The sequence below is a fragment of the Ruegeria sp. AI3 genome (assembly GCF_056541245.1).
The window spans coordinates 157,355-178,721 of the sequence record NZ_JBQFYA010000005.1 but is presented as its reverse complement, the minus strand read 5'-3'; the positions used below and the strand labels follow the sequence as shown (position 1 = coordinate 178,721).

Genomic DNA, 21,367 nt, shown 5'->3' with positions numbered 1-21,367 from the left:
CTCCCGGACGGACCGGTGCCAAAACTTATGCTGTTTGCTGTAGGAACCGCGTGCTTGATCCTGCAGACCAGGCTTTGACGGCCGCGCCAAACGCCTCAAACAACGGGCGCGAGACCGGGTCATTTGCAGCATCCCATTCCGGGTGCCATTGGACCGAGAGGGTAAAGCCCGGCGCATCTTTGACATAAATCGCCTCGGGCGTGCCATCCGGTGCGTGGCCGTCGATCACAACATTCTGGCCTACGGCCTTGATCCCCTGACCGTGCAGCGTATTGGTCATCACTTCGCGCGCACCGAACAGCCGATGGAACACGCCGCCTTCGTTCAGAGTTACGACATGGCGCAGGGCGAACTTTTCCTCAAGCGTTCCATCCGGTGGCATCCGGTGGTTCTGCCGCCCCGGAAGGTCGCGGATCTCGGGATAGAGCGTCCCGCCCATCGCCACGTTAACCTCTTGGAACCCGCGGCAGATTCCAAAGAACGGCTGGCCGCGCTCAACACATGCGCGTACCAGCGGCAAGGTAATCGCATCGCGCGCCCGGTCGAAATCGCCATGCGCTTCGGTCGGCGGCTCACCATATTCCTCGGGGTGCACATTGGGGCGCCCGCCCGTCAGAAGAAACCCGTCGCACGCGTCCAGCAACTCCTCGACCGAGACGTAACGTGGATCAGCCGGGATCAGCAGTGGCAAACACCCTGAAACATTCGCAACGGCATCCGAGTTCATCGTGCCACCGGCATGCGTCGGGTAGTTGTCATTCATCAAGTAAGAGTTGCCGATGATACCGACGACGGGTCGAGACATTCTGCTTTCCCAATTTGTTTCCTAAACGTGTGGAAAAGCTATCGGCAGGGACAACAGCGCGCAATAGCACAGGCCCTGTGTGTCAGCGCAAGTACCTGTTCAATGTCGCACATATATGCATCCGACGGGACATTGTCACAATCGGACTCTCATTGCCCGCTAAACGTGCAATGCAAAAAGTCCAATTTGGGCGAGAGAGCCAGCGCAGGCTCTCCCCTTCTTCAAGGAAATCAGCTTTCGCCAACAAGGTTCGCGGCTTCGATCCCTGCCATCGCAGCAAGCACGTCATTGTCCGATGTGTCGCCTGTCACGCCAACGGCGCCAATCACGGCACCTTTCTTGTCGCGCAACAGCACGCCACCCGGCACCGGAATGACCTTACCGCCATAAACTCCGTTCACTGCCGCCATGAAATAGGCCTGCGCTTCGGCCCGCTGCATCTGAGCTGTACCTGCCATCCCCAGCATGACCGAACCATAGGCCTTGCCCTGCGCAATTCCAAACCGTCCGGGGGCCGCGCCATCTTCGCGCTCGAACGCAATGACATGACCGCCCGCATCCAGCACAACGACCGAAAGCGGTTTCAATTCCAACCGGCGCCCCTCTTCCAGCGCTTTACGAATGATGGTGCGCGCCTTGCGCAAGGAAATTGCCATCCCTGATCCCTTTCATCTGGCTAAAAATATCCTCGGGGAAGCGCGAGTGGGCAGACAGCCCCCTCGGTCCCGGCCTATCCACTTAACCCAAGCTGGCTTTCAACTCCAAACGGCGGGCGTGCAGAACCGGCTCAGTATAACCGGACGGTTGCAAACGCCCTTTGAACACCAGATCGCAGGCCGCCTGAAAGGCAATGCTTTCAAAGCCGGGCGCCATCGGATGATATGCAGCGTCACCTTCGTTCTGACGGTCCACAACGGCGGCCATCTTCTGCATCGCCGCCATTACCTGTTCTTCGCTGACAACACCGTGGTGCAACCAGTTGGCCAGCGCTTGGCTGGAAATCCGACAGGTCGCGCGATCTTCCATCAATCCAATGTCGTTCAGGTCCGGCACTTTCGAGCATCCGACGCCCTGATCGACCCAACGCACAACGTAGCCCAGAATACCCTGCGCGTTGTTCTCGACCTCGCGGGTGATCTCATCATCACTGAGGTTGCGGCCACCCAGCAGCGGAACGGTCAGCAAATCCTCCAACGTGCCGCGTGCCCCACCTGCGGCCAGCTCGTCCTGACGGGCCAGAACGTCGACCTTGTGATAGTGCGTGGCGTGCAACGTCGCAGCGGTTGGCGAGGGAACCCATGCGCAAGTGGCACCGGATTGCGGATGGCCGATCTTAGCCTCCAGCATATCGCCCATGCGATCAGGCATGGCCCACATACCTTTACCAATCTGCGCCTTGCCTTTCAGGCCGCAGGCCAGACCGATATCGACGTTGCGATCCTCGTAGGACGCGATCCATGGTGTGTTTTTGATGTCGCCCTTGGGCAGCATCGGGCCTGCCTCCATCGAGGTGTGGATCTCGTCCCCGGTCCGATCAAGGAAGCCGGTGTTGATGAAGGCCACGCGCGATTTCGCGGCCCGGATACATTCCTTGAGGTTGGCGGAAGTGCGCCGTTCCTCATCCATGATGCCCACCTTCACCGTGCTGCGCGGCAAGCCCAGGATGTCTTCGACCATATCGAAAATCTCGACCGAGAACCCGACCTCTTCAGGACCATGCATCTTGGGCTTCACCACATAGACCGACCCGGTGACCGAGTTTCCGCCGTCGCGCGCCAGATCATGCATGGCGATCAACGTGGTGCAGAGAGCGTCCATGAGGCCCTCGCCGATCTCGTTGCCTTCGGCATCCAGCACGGCCGGGTTGGTCATCAGATGACCCACATTGCGCACCAGCATCAACGAGCGGCCTTTCAGACGCGCCTCAGCACCGTTCGCGTCTGTGAAGTACAGATCAGCTGCCAACCGGCGGGTAAATGTCTTGCCGGATTTGCTGACCTCTTCGGTCAGGTCACCCTTCATCAGACCCAGCCAGTTACCGTAGGCAACAACCTTATCCGCTGCATCCACACAGGCCACGGAATCCTCACAATCCATGATCGTCGACAACGCGGACTCGAGCCGAAGGTCCGAGATGTTGGCCGGATCAGCAGCGCCGATCGCGCTGATTGGGTCGATCATGATCTGAATGTGAAGACCGTTGTTTTTCAATAGGATGAACTCGGGCTTTTCAGCGGCGCCGCCATGGCCCACAAAGCTCGAGGCATCCGCCAGAGCAGGAACCAATTCGCCTGCCTCAACGCTCAGCTTTGTGACATCCGCCCAAGACCCGCTGGCCAATGGCACAGCATCGTCGAGAAACGCTTTGGCCCATGCAATGACACGCGCGCCGCGGGCGGCATCGTAGCCGCCGCCCGCAGGCAGATCACCCATCGCATCCGTGCCATAGAGCGCGTCATACAAGCTGCCCCACCGGGCATTCGCAGCATTCAGAGCAAAGCGCGCATTGGTGATTGGCACAACCAGCTGAGGGCCGGGCGTTGCGGCGATCTCGGGGTCGACATTGGCGGTTTCGATCTGAAAGTCTTCACCCTCGTCGACCAGATACCCGATCTCGTGCAGGAACGCTTTATAAGCATCGGCGTCGTGGGCCTCACCTTTGTGCTCCAGGTGCCATGCGTCCAGTTGGCTTTGAATCTCTTGACGTTTGGTAAGGAAGGCGCGGTTCTTGGGGCCCAGTTCGGATACCATCCGCGACAGGCCGTTCCAGAAGGTCTCGGCGGTGACACCGGTTCCGGGCAAAGCCTGACCTTCGATGAATGCGACCAGAACCGGATCGACCTGAAGTCCGCTGCGTGTCTGTCTGCTGGCCATTTTCTTCCTCTCCCACGAATGTACGCCACTGTATGCCGCCAGCATGTAGAGCGAAAGTTTCCGATAGGCAACGTATGCCGCTACGTTCTGGTAAGAAAATCTTACCAAAATGGCAGATCACCACCACTGACAGCGGATATAGGCGACTTGCAGCCCTGCCGCGATGCCCCTAACGTCGCCGTCGACCCAACCTTCATGAGGCCCCCGATGCGCGACGCCGCCCCCACCACGATCTATCTCAAAGACTACACCCCATTCGGGTATCTCGTGGACAATGTGCATCTGACGTTTGATCTGGCAGCAAATGCCACCCGCGTCACATCCCGCATCGCCTTTCGTCCAAATCCAGAGGCCAGCGATCGCACCTTTTTCCTGCATGGCGAGCAACTGAAGCTGATCCGCGCCTCCATCGACGGTGCCCAAGTGTCCCCAAACCTCACGCCTGAGGGGCTGACGGTTGCCGCCCCCGACGCCCCCTTTGTCTGGGAGGCGGAGGTCGAGATCGACCCCGGCAATAACACCGCGCTTGAAGGGCTCTATATGTCGAACGGCATGTATTGCACCCAGTGCGAGGCCGAGGGTTTCCGCAAGATCACCTACTACCCGGACCGCCCCGACGTGATGTCGACCTTCACGGTGCGTATCAATGGCGACCTTCCGGTGCTGCTGTCCAACGGCAACCCGTCGGGCAAAGGCGAAGGCTGGGCTGAATGGACGGACCCATGGCCCAAACCCGCCTATCTGTTTGCTCTGGTCGCTGGAGACCTCATCGCTCATCCGGGCCAGTTCACTACCATGTCCGGTCGCGATGTCGAACTGAACCTATGGGTTCGCCCCGGCGATGAAGGCAAATGTGCCTTCGGGATGGAGGCGCTCAAGAAGTCTATGAAATGGGATGAGGACGTCTACGGCCGTGAATACGATCTGGACGTGTTCAACATCGTCGCCGTGGATGATTTCAACATGGGCGCGATGGAGAACAAGGGGCTGAACATCTTCAACTCTTCAGCCGTTCTGGCCAGCCCGGAAACCTCGACCGATGTGAATTTCGAACGGATCGAGGCGATCATTGCGCATGAATATTTCCACAACTGGACCGGCAACCGCATCACCTGCCGCGACTGGTTTCAGCTGTGCCTCAAAGAGGGCCTGACCGTTTTCCGCGATGCGCAGTTCACCTCGGACATGCGCTCGGCTCCGGTCAAGCGCATCCACGACGCCATCGACCTGCGCGCAAGGCAGTTCCCCGAGGACAATGGCCCGCTATCGCACCCGGTCCGGCCCGAGAGTTTTCAGGAAATCAACAACTTCTACACCTCAACCGTCTATGAGAAAGGTGCCGAGGTCATCGGCATGCTGAAACGCTTGGTCGGGGATGAGGCCTATAGCAAGGCGCTGGATCTGTATTTCGACCGCCATGACGGGCAGGCCTGTACGATCGAGCATTGGCTGCAAGTCTTCGAGGACACAACAGGCCGCGACCTGAGCCAGTTCAAACGCTGGTACAGCCAGTCCGGCACCCCGCGCGTGTCCGTGGCCGAGGATTGGACGGATGGCACCTACACGCTGACGCTGAGCCAACGCACCGAGCCGACTCCGGGACAGAAGGACAAGCAGCCACAGGTCATTCCCGTCGCTGTCGGCTTGCTGGGCCCGAACGGCGACGAGGTTCACGCAACCCAAGTGCTGGAGCTGACCGAGGCCGAGCAGAGCTTTTCCTTCACCGGGCTTGCTGCCAAACCCGTGCCCTCGATCCTGCGCGATTTCTCGGCCCCTGTGATCCTTGAACATGCCACATCGAATGCCGAGCGCGCCTTTCTGCTGGCCCATGACACCGATCCGTTCAACCGCTGGCAGGCGGGGCGCTCGCTTGCCGAGGACACTCTGCTGCGCATGATCACCGAAGAGGCGACGCCGGAGTCCGATTATCTTGATGGCCTGTTGGCTGTGCTGCGCGATGAAACACTGGACCCGGCTTATCGGGCTTTGATGTTGGGCCTTCCGACCCAATCCGAACTCGCCGCCGCCCTATACGACAGAGGCGTAACGCCCGACCCGATGGCTATCTGGACCGCCGTAGAGACTCTCCGTCAAGCCACCGCGCAACATGTTCAGGACCTTCTGCCCAAGCTGCACAGCGAAACACTTGTGGACGCCCCTTATCAACCGGACGCGGCGCAATCCGGCAAGCGTGCATTGGGCGGAGCAGCGCTGGCTCTTACCGCTCGTCTCGACGGCGGCAGCAAGGCGGCAGACGCGTACCAAACTGCCGACAATATGACACTGCAACTGACCGCCCTGTCCTGCGTGCTGCGTGCGGGCAAAGGTGAAGCTGAACTGAGCGCGTTCTATGACCAGTGGAAACATGACCGGCTGGTGGTCGACAAATGGTTTGGCCTGCAGGTCTCGATGGCCGCCCCTCAGAGAACAGTAGAGGCCGCGCGGACCCTGACAGAGCATCCTGATTTCAATTGGAAAAACCCCAACCGGTTCCGTGCCTTGATGGGATCGCTGGCCATGAATCACGCGGGTTTCCATCAGGCAGACGGAGCGGGCTACGCCCTGCTTGCGGACTGGCTTATCCGGTTGGACCCGGTGAACCCGCAGACCACGGCGCGTATGTGTTCAGCGTTCCAGACGTGGAAACGATATGACGCCGACCGTCAGGCGCTCATGCGCGCGCAGCTGCGCCGGATCGCAGACACGCCCGACCTGTCACGCGACACGACCGAGATGGTCTCGCGCATCCTCGGCGCATGACTTCGTTCAGCTTTACACGGCAAAACCGGAACCCGCGTGTGGTGATTTTGCTGATCTGCATCTACGCGGTGCTGATCGGCCTGATCATTTTCCTGAACGCGGCATGGTGGTTGATGGCGTTGCTCGCGCTGGCAACACTCCCGGCGGTTTGGGATGTTGTGAAAGACACCAGCGCCGGGGTCGAACTGACCGGCGAGAAACTGCGGTGGTTCACCGGCCAACGCAGCGGTGAACTGGACCTGTCCGAGGTTGATCGATTCCGATTTGACACCCGCTGGGATTTCTCGGTTCGCGTTTCGGCAGTGCTTAAGTCAGACAAGCGCGTCCGCCTACCGGATGAGTCGCTGCCCCCACACAAAGAGCTTGAAGACGTGTTGCAGCAGGCGGGATTTACCGTTGAACGTCATCATTTTAGGGTTTTTTGAAACAATCCCAAGCCCATGGGGTAATTGATCACACCCCGGACTTACGCGCGCAACGACTCCTTGAAATAGACACAGTTTTTGGCAAACTGGACGCGTTACACGTTTGTTACAGTTCGAGTTTTGCCATGTTTCGGTCTTTCAGGGTGGTTGCCGCCCGTATTTTCGGCTCTTCCAGTCCCACCTCTACGCCTTTGCCTGCGTCGGTCGCGGATGCAACCGCGTGGCTTGTCGCCTCGGGGCAGTTGAACATCCCTATTGCGGAAACAGATGACACCGCCGGTCATCAGGTGATCGAACGCGGACGCCATCTGGCGCGTCAGGATATGTGGGTCGAACTCTCAAAAGAGATGCGGGCCGCGGATGACGCACGCGAAACAACACCCTGCGGCCAACCGGTTGCCGACCTGTTGGGGTTCGGAGCCCGGGCAGATGTTGTGCTGGCTGCGGAACATGCCCTGTCGGATGGCAGAACTCAGTCGGACTATGATTTTCTGGCGGGCATCTCTGAACTGGAGGGTGAAATTCAGAACCACCCCGATGATCCTATGATCGCCCTTGTGGTGGCATTGGCTCATATTGATTTGGCTTGGGCATGGCGTGGGACAGCAGACCCCAAAGACCTGCCTGCCCTGCATCAATCCCGGTGCGCCGCGCATTTCGACCGCGCTGCGGATTTGCTGAAGGGCTGTCGCTCTGAAATGCCGAACAGCCCAGCAATTGCCGCTGCGGATTGTGCCCTTTTGTCGGGCCACATCAGCCCGCGCACCCGTGTAGCGGACAAATACGAAGCGCTGATCACGCTTGACCCGCGAAACCATCGCCACATGCGCGCAATGGGCAGCCATCTTTTGCCACGCAGGTTCGGGACCTACGACCAGCTAGAAGTTCAGGCCCTACGCAACGCCGCGCGCACTCAGAAAACATGGGGTGCTGGCGGATATACCTGGGTCCAGTTCGATGCCATTGCATTGGATGACGAAGCCTGCGCGCGTGTGGATGTCGAGTATTTTCTGGAAGGTCTGCACGACATCGTTGAACGCCGCCCCGACCAGCAGACGATCAACCTGTTGGCGGCCTATTGTTCGGTCACGCTGCAAAACGGGATGGGCCGCAGCCCAAAGGCCGACATCGCCCGCAAACAGATTTGCGAGGCTGCAAACTGGCTGATCCGCGATCACCTGACCGAGTTGCACCCCCTGATCTGGGCCCATGCGGCGAACGGGTTTAGCAACAGCCTGCGCATCAACTCGACCGAGCGGTTCGCCGCCCGTGGCCGCCGGGATGCGCTGCGCGCGATCGCCAATCAACTGCGCGAGGAACTGCGCAGTGGTCAAAGCGTGACCTTCACGCCGACAGGGTTGCAAGTCTCAGGGAACTAACCCCTTGCCCCTTTGGCGCGCCGGGCCTAATACGCAAGCCTAGACTTCTGCGGAAATTAGAGGCGCGCCATGCTCGACCTGACATACGAAATGCCGAAAATCAAAACCATTGCCGGGGCCAAGCACGATTGGGAACTGGTGATCGGGATGGAGGTGCACGCTCAGGTCTCATCCAATGCCAAGCTGTTTTCCGGCGCGTCGACCCAATTCGGGGCCGAGCCGAACTCGAACGTGGCTTTCGTTGACGCGGCGATGCCGGGCATGCTGCCAGTGATCAACGAATATTGCGTGGAACAGGCCGTGCGCACGGGTCTTGGCCTGAAAGCGGATATCAACCTGAAATCGGCTTTTGACCGCAAGAACTATTTCTACCCTGACCTACCGCAGGGCTACCAGATCTCGCAGCTTTATCACCCGATCGTGGGTGAAGGTGAAGTGCTGGTTGAGATGGGCGACGGCACCGCGCGCATGGTTCGCATCGAACGCATCCACATGGAGCAGGACGCGGGCAAGTCGATCCACGACATGGACCCGCATATGTCGTTCGTGGACCTGAACCGGACCGGCGTCTGCCTGATGGAGATCGTCTCGCGCCCCGACATCCGCGGCCCCGAAGAAGCCGCCGCCTATATCGCCAAGCTGCGTCAGATCATGCGCTATCTGGGTACCTGTGATGGCAACATGCAGAACGGCAACCTGCGGGCGGACGTGAACGTCTCGATCTGTTTGCCGGGTGCTTATGAAAAGTATCAGGAAACGCAGGACTTCTCGCATCTCGGCACCCGCTGCGAGATCAAGAACATGAACTCGATGCGCTTTATTCAGCAGGCGATTGAGGTCGAAGCCCGCCGTCAGATCGCGATCGTCGAAGGCGGTGGTAAAGTCGATCAAGAAACCCGCCTATACGATCCGGACAAGGGTGAGACCCGCTCGATGCGGTCCAAGGAAGAAGCGCATGACTACCGCTATTTCCCGGACCCTGACCTGCTGCCGCTAGAGATCGAACAGGCATGGGTCGATGACATCGCCGCCAAGTTGCCGGAATTGCCCGACGAGAAAAAAGCGCGGTTCATCGAAGCGTTCGGCCTGACCGACTATGACGCCTCAGTCCTGACCGCCGAGGTCGAAAGCGCCGCGTATTTCGAAGAGGTCGCAAAAGGCCGCAACGGCAAGCTGGCCGCGAACTGGGTCATCAACGAGCTGTTTGGACGCCTGAAAAAAGAAGATCACGACATCACCGACTCGCCCGTATCTCCAGCGCAGTTGGGTGGGATCATCGATCTGATTTCATCGGATGCCATCTCGGGCAAGATCGCCAAGGATCTGTTCGAAATCGTCTACACCGAAGGCGGCGACCCGGCGCAGATCGTCGAAGAGCGCGGCATGAAGCAGGTCACCGACACGGGCGCCATCGAGGCCGCTTTGGACGAGATCATCGCAGCCAACCCGGCGCAAGTTGAAAAGGCCAAGGTAAACCCGAAGCTGGCAGGCTGGTTTGTCGGTCAGGTAATGAAAGCCACCGGCGGCAAAGCCAACCCCAAGGCCGTTAACGAGCTGGTTGCCCAAAAGCTGGGTTCGTAAGCCCGTTTTCAAAGTTATGCGACGGAGTCAGGCCACCTGCTTGACTCCCTTTTCTTTTGCGCCCTTTCTTCCGCGCAGGAGAGGTGCCATGACCAGAAAATTCGATCAGGAACTTGAAGACCGGCTGATGCGCTACGCGGCCATCGACAGCCAAAGCGATGAGACATCGCCTTCGACCCCCAGTACGCCCATTCAGTTCGACATGCTGAACCTGCTCAGGCAGGAACTCACCGAGATCGGCGCGCAGGATGTCGAGATAACCGGCGACAGCGTCGTTGTGGCGACCATTCCTGGCACCGCCGAAGGGCCGACCGTGGGGTTCCTCGCCCATGTCGACACCGCCCCTCAATTTAACGCAACCGGCGTCAAACCGCGCGTCATCAAAGGCTATAATGGCGGTGAGATCACCTTTCCCGATGATCCCGATCTGGTTCTGTCCCCGGACGAACACCCTTATCTAGCCGAAAAGATCGGCCATGATCTGATCACCGCTTCGGGCACCACTCTGTTGGGCGCTGATGACAAGGCCGGCGTTTCCATCCTGATGACCATGGCGCGGCACCTGATCGAAAATCCAGACATTCCACACGGGCCCATCCGCATTGCTTTCACTCCGGACGAAGAAATCGGACGCGGCGTGACCGAGCAACTGCCAAAGGACCTCAAGGCCGATTTCGCATACACGCTGGACGGGCAGGAAGTGGGGGAAATCGAATATGAAAGCTTTTCGGCCGACCGTGCGGTGATCAAGATCACCGGCGTTTCGATCCATCCCGGTTTAGCAAAGGAAAAGATGGTCAATGCCACTCATCTCGCCGCAAAGATCGTACAGACACTGCCGCAGGCGACGTTGACCCCGGAAGTCACCGATGGGCGCGAAGGGTTCATCCATGTCACCGACATGAATGGCGGCTCGTCCGAGATGGAAATCAAGCTGATCCTTCGGGATTTCGAGATGGAAGGTCTTGAGGCCCAGCGCGACCTGGTGCGCAAGGTCTGCGACGCCGTTCAGGCCTCCGAGCCTCGCGCGACCATCACCTGCGATATCAGCCATCAATACCGCAACATGCGCTATTGGCTTGAGAATGACATGACCCCCGTCGATTTGGCGCGCGAAGCCTGTCAGGAATTGGGGATCGAGCCGCTCTCGGTTCCGATCCGCGGCGGCACCGATGGCTCTCGCCTGACCGAATTCGGCACACCCTGCCCCAACCTCTTCACTGGTATGCAGTGCATTCACGGACCGTTGGAGTGGATTTCGGTGCAGGACATGGCGCTGGCGACCGAGCTTTGCCTCTCGGTTGTGGCCAAGGCGGCGCAGAGAACCGGCTGATTTGCGCCACTTGCGCAACGTCTCTTTCACCCGGCGACCTGCGTGATAAGTTGTCGACTAAAGGTACAAGGGAACAGTCGATGCCGCGCTACGAATACAAAGTCATTCCGGCCCCGCAAAAGGGCGCGAAGGCCAAAGGCGTCAAAACGCCCGAGGGCCGCTTTGCCACCTCGGTCGAGCAGGTGCTGAACGAAATGGGCCAACAGGGATGGGAATACCAGCGCGCCGAGTTGCTGCCCAGCGAGGAACGCTCGGGTCTGACCGGATCGACCACAAATTGGCGCAACGTGCTGGTTTTTCGGCGGGTGATTGAGGCCGACGCCACCGAGGTAGTGGCCCCCGTGGCCACACCATCGCCAACCGAAACGCCCGAGGGGGTGCTCTTGGCTCAGCCCGTTCCCGGGCCAGATGCGGTTCAAGCCCCGGAACCAATTTCAGCCGAAGTAGATGAGCCGCCGTTGACGTTGAAACCGAGCGAAGAGGCCAAGTAAAACGCATCCAGACCGCACGGACCAGAGGGTGTGGTTTAGATAACACGGATTGAGCCAACGAGACTCAGGCGGTCATCCGTTCCTGAGTTTTGCTCGTATCGTTCCAAAACATCCTTCGTCACAGAACAGGACCACGGTCGCGATGAAACCTTGCACCGCTCTTCTTTGTTTCCTCTCCGCATTCGCCTGCCAGATCGCGCTGCCTGCCACCGCACAACAACGTCTGGGTTGGGTCAGCCAGATCGACGGGCTCGCCGCATATCAGGGCAGCGCCGATCTGGATCAAGGCGGAGACTTCAGCGCGACGCGATCGTTCCTGCGGGCCACCGGACTTTACCGATTTGATAGCGAAACGTCACTTGGCATTTCAGTCAGCTACGGGCAGCTGGACTATGACTTCAGCGCGGCTGACAACCAGCCCTGGAACGACATTCGTGACATCCGAATATCGGCTCCTCTGCGGTTCCAGGCTGGACAGCGGGTCAGTGTGTTCGTGTCGCCTCAGGTCAGATGGGACTATCAGAAAGGCGCCGCATCTTCGGATGGTCGTACCTATGGTGTTTTTGCGGGCGTTGCGTGGCAGATCAGCGAAAGCCTGACCATAGGACCGGCCTTTGGCGCCTTCACGCAATTGGAAGATAGTGGTGTCGATTTCTTTCCCGCGCTTTTGGTGGATTGGGACATCAATGATCGCTGGAACCTGAACACCGGCTCCGGAATCGGTGCGACTCGCGGGCCGGGTCTCACCCTCAGCTACGCGTTGAATGACGATTTCAGCCTCTCACTGTCGGCCCGATCCGAAAAAATCCGCTTCCGGCTGGACGACGCGGAGCTGGCACCGAACGGGATCGGCGAAGACAAGAGCCTCCCCGTGGTTGCGTCGCTCAGCTATGCTCCGAATCCGGGCGTGTCTTTAACCGTCTTTGCTGGGGCCGAATTCGATGGCCGACTGACACTGGAGGACGAAAACGGCAACGAAATCAGCCGCCAGAGCTATGACACAGCACCTTTGGTCGGGCTCGCCTTACGACTCCGGTTTTAGACGAAATTAAACGCCAATATCCAACGCCAAGGCATGGATACGCGTCACAACGTCCCCTAGCGCTTTGTGAACGGCGCGATGTCGGGCCACGCGAGATTGGCCTTCGAATGCGGCGGAGCGGATGCGGACGTTGAAATGGCTCTCGCCACCTTCCTGAAACCCGGCATGGCCCCGATGGCTTTCGCTGTCATCCACCACCTCAAGCTCACGCGGATCAAAGGCGGCCTGCAGTCGGGTTCGGATTTCGTCAGTCACAGTCATTTTTACGCTCAACGGCAAAAAACTTGCCGCCCCCCTCTTCTACTTTCGGCTGCTTAGACTAAACTGCTGCCTCCGAGTCGAGAAGATGCGTTCTTAAGGATCACAGCATGACGAAATCAGACCCTTTCGGATTCGATATGTCCGTCTCCAGCGCCAAGAAAAAGAACCCGCGCGGGCGTCGGGGGATGTCGGGCGCATCTGAGACCTCGGTGCGAATCTGTGATCATCCGGGCTGCGAAGAGGCGGGCAAGTACCGTGCCCCCAAGGCCCCGGACGTTCTGGATGACTTCTACTGGTTCTGCCAGCAGCATGTGCGCGAGTACAATCAGAAGTGGAACTTCTTCGACGGCACGACCGAGGCCGAGCTGAACGCACAACGCACGAAGGACAAAGTCTGGGAGCGTGAAACCAAGCCCATGGGCGACCCCGAGGCACGCGCCTGGGCGCGGCTGGGCATCGAAGACCCACACCAGGTGCTGGGGGCAAACAGCACCCAGAACAAAGGCCGCACCTCGGGTGGCGGTGGCCGCCGCCTACCCCCCACCGAACGCCGCGCGATTGAGATTCTGGAGGCCAATGACAGTTGGTCCAAGGCCGAGGTTCGCAAGGCTTACAAAAAGCTGATCAAGGTGCTGCACCCGGATATGAACGGCGGCGACCGGTCTCAGGAAGAGCAACTGCAAGAGGTCGTCTGGGCCTGGGATCAGATCAAGGACAGCCGGAACTTTAAGTAGACCGCTCTTACCCTGGCAAAAAATCCCGCAATACTTCTGCTTCGGGTCGCTTCAGACAACGCAAGTATGTGCGCTGTCGCTGCACTGAAGCCGGATTTCGAAGCTCGGGAAACAAGGCACGCAATTCCTCGACGTCTTCGCGTTGGAATGATTTCAACGCAAGATCACCCAGAAACAAGCTTTCGCTTTGCAAACCATGTGACGAAAGGACCACATGCCGACTACAGGCAATGTGGAAGTAAGTTACTGGTGCTTCAGGTGGCATCTGACGGATCAAAACGTCGTTCACCAAGTGTATTGCGGCACAAAAAACCCGGGGCTCACCAAAAAGAAGCTCTGCTCGCCAACCTTCCAGCACAATTCGATGCTGGGGGGAAACAAATAAGTCTTGGCTGGGCAGGTCATCACCCAAAGCGCCGCGCTGAATCCGGACGGGCCTGAACTTTGGATTTTTGCGCAACACTTTCGCGCTCAGAGTTCTTTTGCCTATCCAGATGATCGGCAAGGTATGCCCGCCTTCCACACAGACCCGATCCCCAGCCATCAAAGAGTCTACAGGGCGTGGCCCAATTTCTGTGTCAATCAGCGTTCCGGTTACAAAACAAGGCGGGTTGACCGGGTCGAGGTCACTTACGGTGATCTCCCAATTCCCGGTGCTGAGAGACCCGGTCGGATCGACACTATTGAAAGCGTAAATCTGCCCACCTACTTGGATAAAATCCGCGGTTTCACTGGTCCCGCGATAGTTCCCCTGACCAAGATATGTGTAGGGTACGAAGGTCGTGCCGCCGTCGAAAGAAACCGTTTGACCTGAGATAATCGCAGGTGTCGTTGATCCCTGAACTATAAGGTTACCAGTGCCGCCGGTCTCATTCACCGAGTAGAGGGTCGCGTCAAAAGGCATTCACTGCACCTTGCCCGTCGCCAACAGGTAACAATTGAAGCCGCCCTGATTTAACAGAGGATATCGCGAACACCTTAACCCCCTACATATAGCCCACTACACATGCGGACTTTGCTCATTTTACCCTTCAGTTAGGCCCATTCAAAGAAATATTTATTTTCTTGAATTTAAATCCCTATCCGTCTCGGAGTGAGGCGTCCTCTAAACGATGATTGAATGAACGGGCTCTCAAACTTGTCCTTGAGCAGGAACTCAAGCCCGAGCCCAGACCGCGACTTTTTGTAGTTGCCGCGCGAATAGAGACATCGGGTTTGCCTAAGGTTGACGATTTATTGAAGAACCCAACCAGAGCCGCTTGCTCATCGACACTCTAACGTTACCCCGCCCTTCCCGCAGATAAGGCCAGTTGATAAGAAACATCCTGTCAGCGTTTTTAGCGCGCGGCTTTCCCTTGCCCTTGGTCGGAATATGTTGCACCACACACGGGTTCAAACCCGGCAAGACGGGCCTAAGGATAAGGACAAGGCGAATGGCTGACGGATCGATTGATATCAACGCAAAACCCACCGAAGAGATCTCGGTCCGTGACGTGTTCGGCATTGATACCGACATGGCGGTCAAAGGTTTTGCGGAACGTAGCGACCGGGTGCCCGCGATTGACCCGACCTACAAGTTCGACCCAGAGACGACTTTGGCGATCCTGGCAGGTTTTGCGCATAACCGTCGTGTGATGATCCAGGGCTATCACGGCACAGGTAAGTCGACCCATATCGAACAGGTTGCCGCCCGTCTGAACTGGCCCGCCGTGCGTGTGAACTTGGATAGCCACATCAGCCGGATCGACCTGATCGGTAAGGATGCGATCAAGTTGCGTGACGGCAAGCAGGTGACCGAATTCCACGAAGGCATCCTTCCCTGGGCCCTGCGCAACCCCGTGGCCATTGTGTTCGACGAATACGATGCGGGCCGTGCCGATGTGATGTTCGTGATCCAACGCGTGCTGGAGCATGACGGCAAGCTGACCCTGCTGGACCAGAACGAGATCATCACGCCGAACCCGAATTTCCGCCTGTTCGCCACCGCGAACACCGTGGGTCTGGGCGATACGACCGGCCTCTATCACGGCACGCAGCAGATCAACCAGGCACAGATGGACCGCTGGTCGCTGGTTTCGACGCTGAACTACCTCAGCCACGATGCCGAGACGATGATCGTTCTGTCGAAAGCACCGCTGTATAACACTGCTGAAGGCCGCAAGACCGTCAGCCAGATGGTCACCGTTGCCGACCTCACCCGGACCGCCTTCATGAACGGCGACCTGTCGACCGTGATGAGCCCCCGGACCGTGATCAACTGGGCCCAAAACGCAGAGATTTTCCGCAATGTGGGCTATGCGTTCCGCCTGTCCTTCCTGAACAAATGTGATGAGCTTGAGCGCCAGACCGTGGCCGAGTTCTATCAGCGCTGCTTTGACGAAGAACTGCCGGAAAGCGCGGCGAGCGTGAGCTTGGGCTAACGCCGAATTGCGCCCGGTTTCGGGCGCAGTGCCTCCGGCGGAGGTATTTTTAGCCAGATGAAGGCGGATCCGGCTTCCTGTTTGGTGGAAATCGGGACGGCACTGTGAAAGGCTTGGGGACATGGCACAAAAGAACGACAACCCTGCTGATCCGTTCAAGAAAGCTCTCGCTGAGGCCACCAAAGTCATGGCCGATGATCCGGAGCTTTCGGTAAGTTACACCGTCGACCCCTCGGGCCTTTCTGGTGAGGCAATGCGGTTGCCTCAGGTATCCCGCCGGATGACGCGCGAAGAGGTTTTGCTGGCGCGCGGAACTGCCGATGCCTTGGCCTTGCAGCGCCGCTATCACGATGACGCAACCCATACGCGCTATGCCCCACCCGGAGATATGGCGCGAGACCTCTATGAAGCGATGGAAACCGCTCGGTGCGAGGCGATGGGCGCGCGGGATATGCCCGGCACGGCCTCAAACATTGATGTCAAGATCAGCCATGAAGCCTTACGGCGCGGTTATGACCAGTGCAAGCAACCCGCCGATGCGCCTTTGTCGGTTGCTGCGGGCTATCTGATCCGGCATCTGGCGACCGGGCGTGACCTGCCGCCGGCGGCCAATAATGTCATGAACCTCTGGCGTGGATACATCGAGGAACAGGCCGGTGGCACGCTTGAGAAGCTCGACGAAATCCTCTCGGATCAGGCAGAGTTTGCCAAGTTCACTCGCCAGGTGATCAAGGATTTGGGCTATGGCGACCAGCTGGGCGATGATCCTGATGAGCTGGACGAAGAGCAGGAAGATCAGGCTGAAGAAAACGCCGAAGATCAGCCCGATCCCGACAGCACCGGACAGGATGATCAGGAGGAACAGGATCCTGACGCCACGCCCGAGCAGTCACAGGAAGAGCAGCAGGATCAATCTCAGGCCCAAGTCTCGATGGACGAGATAGCCGAGGATGAGATGGGGGATGAGGCCGAGATGCCCGAGGGCGAGGCTCCGCTGGAGCCGCCTGCCCCTCCGCCTGCGTCCGAGGCTGATCCGGAGTACAAGGTCTATCTAAACACCCATGACGAGGAGATCGCTGCCGAGGATTTGGCAGAGCCTGCTGAACTGGAACGGTTGCGGGCCTATTTGGATCAACAACTTGAGCCGTTGAAGGGTGCGGTCAGCCGCTTGGCCAACAAGTTGCAGCGCCGCTTGCAGGCACAGCAGAACCGGTCGTGGGAGTTCGATCGCGAGGAAGGTATTCTGGACGCCGGTCGTCTGGCACGCGTGGTTGCCAACCCGACCACACCGCTGAGCTTCAAGGTCGAAAAGGACACCGAATTCCGCGATACCGTGGTGACACTGCTTCTGGACAACTCGGGATCGATGCGAGGGCGTCCGATTTCGATTGCAGCCATCTGCGCGGATGTTCTGGCCCGCACGCTGGAGCGTTGCAACGTGAAGGTCGAAATCCTTGGCTTTACGACCCGCGCCTGGAAAGGCGGTCAGGCCCGTGAAGCTTGGTTGAATGCAGGCCGCCCGCAGCAGCCGGGACGTCTGAACGATCTGCGTCACATCATCTACAAAGGTGCCGATGCCCCATGGCGGCGGGCGCGGCCCAATCTGGGCCTGATGATGAAAGAAGGCCTGCTGAAGGAAAACATCGACGGTGAGGCTCTGGAATGGGCCCATCGCCGGATGCTGGCGCGGCGCGAGGCGCGTAAGATCCTGATGGTGATTTCCGACGGTGCTCCGGTCGATGATTCCACGCTCAGTGTGAACCCCGCGAACTATCTGGAGAAACACCTGCGCGACGTGATCGCCATGGTCGAAAAGCGCAAGATGGTGGAATTGTTGGCCATTGGGATCGGGCATGACGTGACCCGGTACTATGATCGCGCGGTGACCATCACCGATGTGGAGCAATTGGCTGGTGCCATGACCGAACAGTTGGCGGCATTGTTCGACAGCGATCCGCGCGCGCGGGCCCGAGTGATGGGGATGAAAAGGGCCAGCTGAGGCTGGCCTTGCCTCCGGCGGGTATTTTTTCAAAAAGATAAAGAGGTGGCTTGAAACCACACTTTGGCTTGAGGGAGGCAGGTATGTTTCAGTCTTTTGAGGTAACAGCACGGCCCGAACAGGGACCTCCGCGATTGACTGCTTTGCGGCAGGAACTAGAGCGCGAAGGTTTGGACGGGTTTCTGGTGCCGCGCGCGGATGCGCATCAGGGTGAGTATGTGGCCCCTCGGGACGAACGGCTGGCGTGGTTGACCGGGTTCACCGGCTCGGCCGGGTTTTGCGCCGCGCTGCGGGACGTGGCCGGGGTGTTCATCGATGGGCGCTATCGGACGCAGGTCAAGGCGCAGGTGGCCGACGACTACACTCCGGTGCCCTGGCCCGATGTGAGCCTGAGCAGTTGGTTGAAACAGCAGTTGCCAAACGGGGGATCGGTCGGATTTGATCCCTGGCTTCATGCCGCAGGGCAGATCAAAGCAGCGCAGACGGACCTTGAGGGAAGCGGGATTGAGTTGGTGCGCTGTGCCAATCTGGTGGACCGGATATGGCGGGATCAGCCTGCTCCTCCGATGAACCCAGTCAAGGTACATCCGATTGAGTTTGCAGGGGAAACCGCTGAGAGCAAAATCACCCGAATGGCTGAAAGCCTACGAGACGGCGGGCGGAGTGCGGCGGTGATCACTTTGCCCGACTCGATCATGTGGGTGTTGAACATTCGCGGCTCGGACATTGCTTACAACCCGGTCGCCCATGGCTTTGCCATTCTGCATGCGGACGGGCGTGTTGATCTGTTCATGGCTGCAGCAAAACTAGGCGAAGTGGGAGAACATCTGGGCCCTCAGGTTTCGGTTCATGAGCCTGATGGATTTCTGGACGCCGTTGCTGCCCTAGAAGGTAAGGTTCAGGTCGATCCGGGCACAGTGCCTCAGATTGTGGCGGATGCGCTTGGGGACTGGATGGTTGACGGTGGCGACCCCTGCGCCCTGCCCAAAGCGCGCAAGAACCCGGCCGAAATCGCAGGCAGCGCCGAGGCCCACCTGCGCGACGCCGTTGCCGTCGTCGAAACGCTGTTCTGGCTGGATCAGCAAACGCCGGGGCAGATCAGCGAAACGCAGGTCGTGACCCGGTTGGAAGAGGCCCGTCGGCGGGACAATGCGCTACAGGATATCTCATTCGACACGATCGCCGGCACAGGTCCCAACGGGGCGATCATGCATTACCGTGTGACTGAAGAGACCGACAGCACCTTGCAGGACGGTCATCTGTTGGTGCTGGACAGCGGCGGGCAGTATCTGGACGGAACCACCGACATCACGCGCACCATCGCAATAGGTGTGGTTGGTGAGACCGAGAAGGCCTGCTTTACTCGCGTGTTGAAAGGCATGATCGCCATGTCGATGCTGCGCTGGCCAATCGGTCTGGCCGGACGCGATATCGAATGCGTCGCGCGCGTGCCTTTGTGGCAGGCCGGGCAGGACTTCAACCACGGCGTCGGTCACGGTGTCGGCGCGTATCTGAGCGTGCATGAAGGCCCGCAACGCCTGTCGCGTGTCAGCCATGTACCGTTTGAGCCCGGCATGATCCTTTCGAACGAACCCGGGTATTACCGCGAGGGCGCGTTTGGCATTCGGATTGAGAACTTGATTGTCGTGGAGGAAGCACCATCGCTGCCCGACGGCGATGCGGAACGGGCTATGTTGCAGTGGCGCACGCTAACCTATGTGCCCATTGACCGCCGCCTGATCCTGGTCGACTTGTTGACCGCGCAGGAACGGGATTGGCTGAACAGCTATCACCGCGACGTTGCGGAAAAAATCAGGCCAAGGCTGGGCGAGGACGCTCAACTGTGGTTGGATGCCGCAACTGCGCCAGTCTGACATCAGACTGTCACATAAAATGGGCAAAGGAGAAGCCCTGACAAGAACGAGGGAAAAGACATGGTTGAAATCACGATCACCGAAGCACCCGGCAAATGGAGCGTCCGCTCTGGTGGGGCCATTCTGGGCGAAAGCTCAAACGCGCTTGAGCTGCGCGAAGGTGATCTGGAACCCGTGATCTATTTCCCCCGTTCTGACATTGCGATGGCCTTCCTGGACCGTACGGACAAGGTGATTCACTGCCCGCACAAAGGCGATGCCACGCATTTCTCGATCGTGAACAAATCCTCGGTCACCGAAAACGCGGCCTGGAGCTTTGAGACCCCCGGTAAGGATATGGCCGGCCTCAAAGACTATCTGGCTTTCTACCCGGTGGACTCGATCAAGGTCGAACAGATTTGAGGGGCGGAAGTACTTAGTTACGTCTGTCAGAAACTGTAGCTGTACCCAAGAATGAGCGAGTGCGACGAGTAGCGGCCATCCGTGAGATCTGTTGGGATGAACACTTGGGTCGTGGTGAAATCAAGATCGCCGGTCGTCTTGTAACGGTACCCGATGTCGATGTTTCCGCGTTCCCCTACTTGGAAGCGGCCACCAAACCCCAATTGCCCTGCAATAGCGGTGTCACTGTCATCGACCAATGTGACGCCAGCACCGGACTGACCGTCGTGGGAAACCCGCGCAAACCCAAGTCCCCCGCCAATATAGGGCTTGAACCTGCCCTGCACCGGGATGTCATACCAGAGGTTTACCATCCCGAATGTCGCATCAAAGCTTCCGTCGTACTGGGTAAACGGGCGGCCGATTTCCTTTGTATCATTCGAGGCGTGTGAAAGTTCGAATTCGGCCCGCAGATTAGGCGCGACCTTCATTCCGACGGCCAGTCCGTAGGAGATTCCAGTGTCGGTTGTGATGGTGCCTTGACCGACCACGACTGAAGGAATCGTTTGGAAGAAATCAAAATCATAGTCGCCCATATCGGTAATACCGAGAAAGCCGGTGACATACGGAGCCTCCTGCGCTCGAACTGGGACAGCACCAATCATCGAGATCGCAACCGCCGCTGTCAGCCAAGAAAATCGTTCGTAAGACATGTCCAAACCTCAATCAGAGTGACTTTAATGAGAAGTTCGTCAATTAGGCTAGGAGACACCGCACTTTCAGACAACGTGCTCAATTCAAAGAGAAGCCCATAGTGGCCCGGCCGCCACCAAAACCTCATGAGTGTTCCTCAGCCGCTGTCCCCGCCAGCAAAGAGGTCGCGATCAAAATCGAGCGCATAACAGGGAAGTCCGACCTATTGCACATAGAAAATGGGCAAAGCGGTGAAGGCAAGGCAATGCGCGAAGGAAGGCAAAACACAAAACCCGCCGCCGGCCAGAGCGCGCG

The 21,367-nt window shown here is 58.6% G+C and carries 18 protein-coding genes; 12 read left to right on the top strand and 6 right to left on the bottom strand.

Annotated features, from left to right (window positions below):
* Window positions 1-25: 25 nt before the first annotated feature.
* From ACRZ95_RS10190 to ACRZ95_RS10180, 3 genes are all read right to left on the bottom strand, one after another.
* On the bottom strand, window positions 26-805 hold the full coding sequence (locus tag ACRZ95_RS10190) for a gamma-glutamyl-gamma-aminobutyrate hydrolase family protein (RefSeq protein WP_170678481.1): 780 nt from the start codon (window positions 803-805) through the stop codon (window positions 26-28).
* 230 nt (window positions 806-1,035) lie between these two features.
* Window positions 1,036-1,461, bottom strand: coding sequence for a GlcG/HbpS family heme-binding protein (locus tag ACRZ95_RS10185; protein WP_170467956.1), 426 nt, complete (start codon window positions 1,459-1,461; stop codon window positions 1,036-1,038).
* Between the two features lie 82 nt (window positions 1,462-1,543).
* Complete coding sequence (locus ACRZ95_RS10180) at window positions 1,544-3,679, bottom strand: malate synthase G (RefSeq protein WP_170678479.1); 2,136 nt, start codon at window positions 3,677-3,679, stop codon at window positions 1,544-1,546.
* 207 nt (window positions 3,680-3,886) lie between these two features.
* Between ACRZ95_RS10180 and pepN the strand changes: the two genes are divergently transcribed.
* The 7 genes from pepN (at window position 3,887) to ACRZ95_RS10145 (ending at window position 12,690) form a co-directional block, all read left to right on the top strand.
* Window positions 3,887-6,439 carry an aminopeptidase N gene (gene pepN / locus ACRZ95_RS10175; protein ID WP_170678477.1) on the top strand — a complete coding sequence of 851 codons (2,553 nt, stop codon included), beginning with the start codon at window positions 3,887-3,889 and terminating at the stop codon, window positions 6,437-6,439.
* Window positions 6,436-6,864, top strand: coding sequence for a hypothetical protein (locus ACRZ95_RS10170; RefSeq protein ID WP_170678475.1), 429 nt, complete (start codon window positions 6,436-6,438; stop codon window positions 6,862-6,864). Before pepN ends, ACRZ95_RS10170 begins: the two co-directional genes overlap by 4 nt.
* Window positions 6,865-6,989: 125 nt before the next feature.
* Window positions 6,990-8,243, top strand: coding sequence for a hypothetical protein (locus ACRZ95_RS10165; protein ID WP_170678472.1), 1,254 nt, complete (start codon window positions 6,990-6,992; stop codon window positions 8,241-8,243).
* 69 nt (window positions 8,244-8,312) lie between these two features.
* Window positions 8,313-9,824 carry an Asp-tRNA(Asn)/Glu-tRNA(Gln) amidotransferase subunit GatB gene (gatB, locus tag ACRZ95_RS10160; protein WP_170678470.1) on the top strand — a complete coding sequence of 504 codons (1,512 nt, stop codon included), beginning with the start codon at window positions 8,313-8,315 and terminating at the stop codon, window positions 9,822-9,824.
* Between the two features lie 88 nt (window positions 9,825-9,912).
* Window positions 9,913-11,157, top strand: a complete 1,245-nt coding sequence (gene pepT / locus ACRZ95_RS10155) for a peptidase T (RefSeq protein WP_170678468.1) — start codon at window positions 9,913-9,915, stop codon at window positions 11,155-11,157.
* Window positions 11,158-11,237: 80 nt separating this feature from the next.
* Window positions 11,238-11,648 carry a DUF4177 domain-containing protein gene (locus ACRZ95_RS10150; RefSeq protein ID WP_170678466.1) on the top strand — a complete coding sequence of 137 codons (411 nt, stop codon included), beginning with the start codon at window positions 11,238-11,240 and terminating at the stop codon, window positions 11,646-11,648.
* 142 nt (window positions 11,649-11,790) lie between these two features.
* The gene (locus ACRZ95_RS10145; RefSeq protein WP_480554903.1) at window positions 11,791-12,690 is read left to right on the top strand and encodes a hypothetical protein; all 900 of its coding nucleotides are present in this window, start codon (window positions 11,791-11,793) and stop codon (window positions 12,688-12,690) included.
* Between the two features lie 6 nt (window positions 12,691-12,696).
* On the opposite strand, the gene ACRZ95_RS10140 is transcribed toward ACRZ95_RS10145, so the two are convergent.
* The gene (locus ACRZ95_RS10140; protein WP_170678464.1) at window positions 12,697-12,951 is read right to left on the bottom strand and encodes a BolA family protein; all 255 of its coding nucleotides are present in this window, start codon (window positions 12,949-12,951) and stop codon (window positions 12,697-12,699) included.
* 107 nt (window positions 12,952-13,058) lie between these two features.
* Here ACRZ95_RS10140 and ACRZ95_RS10135 point away from each other — a divergent pair, with 107 nt between their 5' ends.
* A complete protein-coding gene (locus tag ACRZ95_RS10135; RefSeq protein ID WP_170375034.1) occupies window positions 13,059-13,685 on the top strand; it encodes a J domain-containing protein in 627 nt (208 codons plus the stop codon).
* A 7-nt stretch (window positions 13,686-13,692) separates the two neighbouring features.
* Here ACRZ95_RS10135 and ACRZ95_RS10130 read toward each other — a convergent pair whose 3' ends face one another.
* The gene (locus tag ACRZ95_RS10130; protein WP_170678462.1) at window positions 13,693-14,589 is read right to left on the bottom strand and encodes a Hint domain-containing protein; all 897 of its coding nucleotides are present in this window, start codon (window positions 14,587-14,589) and stop codon (window positions 13,693-13,695) included.
* Window positions 14,590-15,118: 529 nt separating this feature from the next.
* On the opposite strand from ACRZ95_RS10130, the gene cobS reads away from it, so the two are divergent.
* The 4 genes from cobS to ACRZ95_RS10110 all read left to right on the top strand — a co-directional run bounded on the left by cobS (window position 15,119) and on the right by ACRZ95_RS10110 (window position 20,380).
* Entirely contained in the window at window positions 15,119-16,105 is a 987-nt protein-coding gene (gene cobS, locus ACRZ95_RS10125; protein ID WP_170375030.1) for a cobaltochelatase subunit CobS, read from the top strand.
* A 121-nt stretch (window positions 16,106-16,226) separates the two neighbouring features.
* Complete coding sequence (gene cobT, locus ACRZ95_RS10120; RefSeq protein ID WP_170678459.1) at window positions 16,227-18,104, top strand: cobaltochelatase subunit CobT; 1,878 nt, start codon at window positions 16,227-16,229, stop codon at window positions 18,102-18,104.
* Between the two features lie 83 nt (window positions 18,105-18,187).
* The gene (locus ACRZ95_RS10115) at window positions 18,188-19,978 is read left to right on the top strand and encodes an aminopeptidase P family protein (RefSeq protein ID WP_170678457.1); all 1,791 of its coding nucleotides are present in this window, start codon (window positions 18,188-18,190) and stop codon (window positions 19,976-19,978) included.
* 60 nt (window positions 19,979-20,038) lie between these two features.
* The gene (locus ACRZ95_RS10110; RefSeq protein WP_170678455.1) at window positions 20,039-20,380 is read left to right on the top strand and encodes a DUF427 domain-containing protein; all 342 of its coding nucleotides are present in this window, start codon (window positions 20,039-20,041) and stop codon (window positions 20,378-20,380) included.
* Between the two features lie 26 nt (window positions 20,381-20,406).
* Here ACRZ95_RS10110 and ACRZ95_RS10105 read toward each other — a convergent pair whose 3' ends face one another.
* Window positions 20,407-21,072 (bottom strand): outer membrane beta-barrel protein, encoded by a 666-nt coding sequence (locus ACRZ95_RS10105; RefSeq protein ID WP_170678453.1) that lies wholly within the window; start codon window positions 21,070-21,072, stop codon window positions 20,407-20,409.
* Window positions 21,073-21,367: the final 295 nt, after the last annotated feature.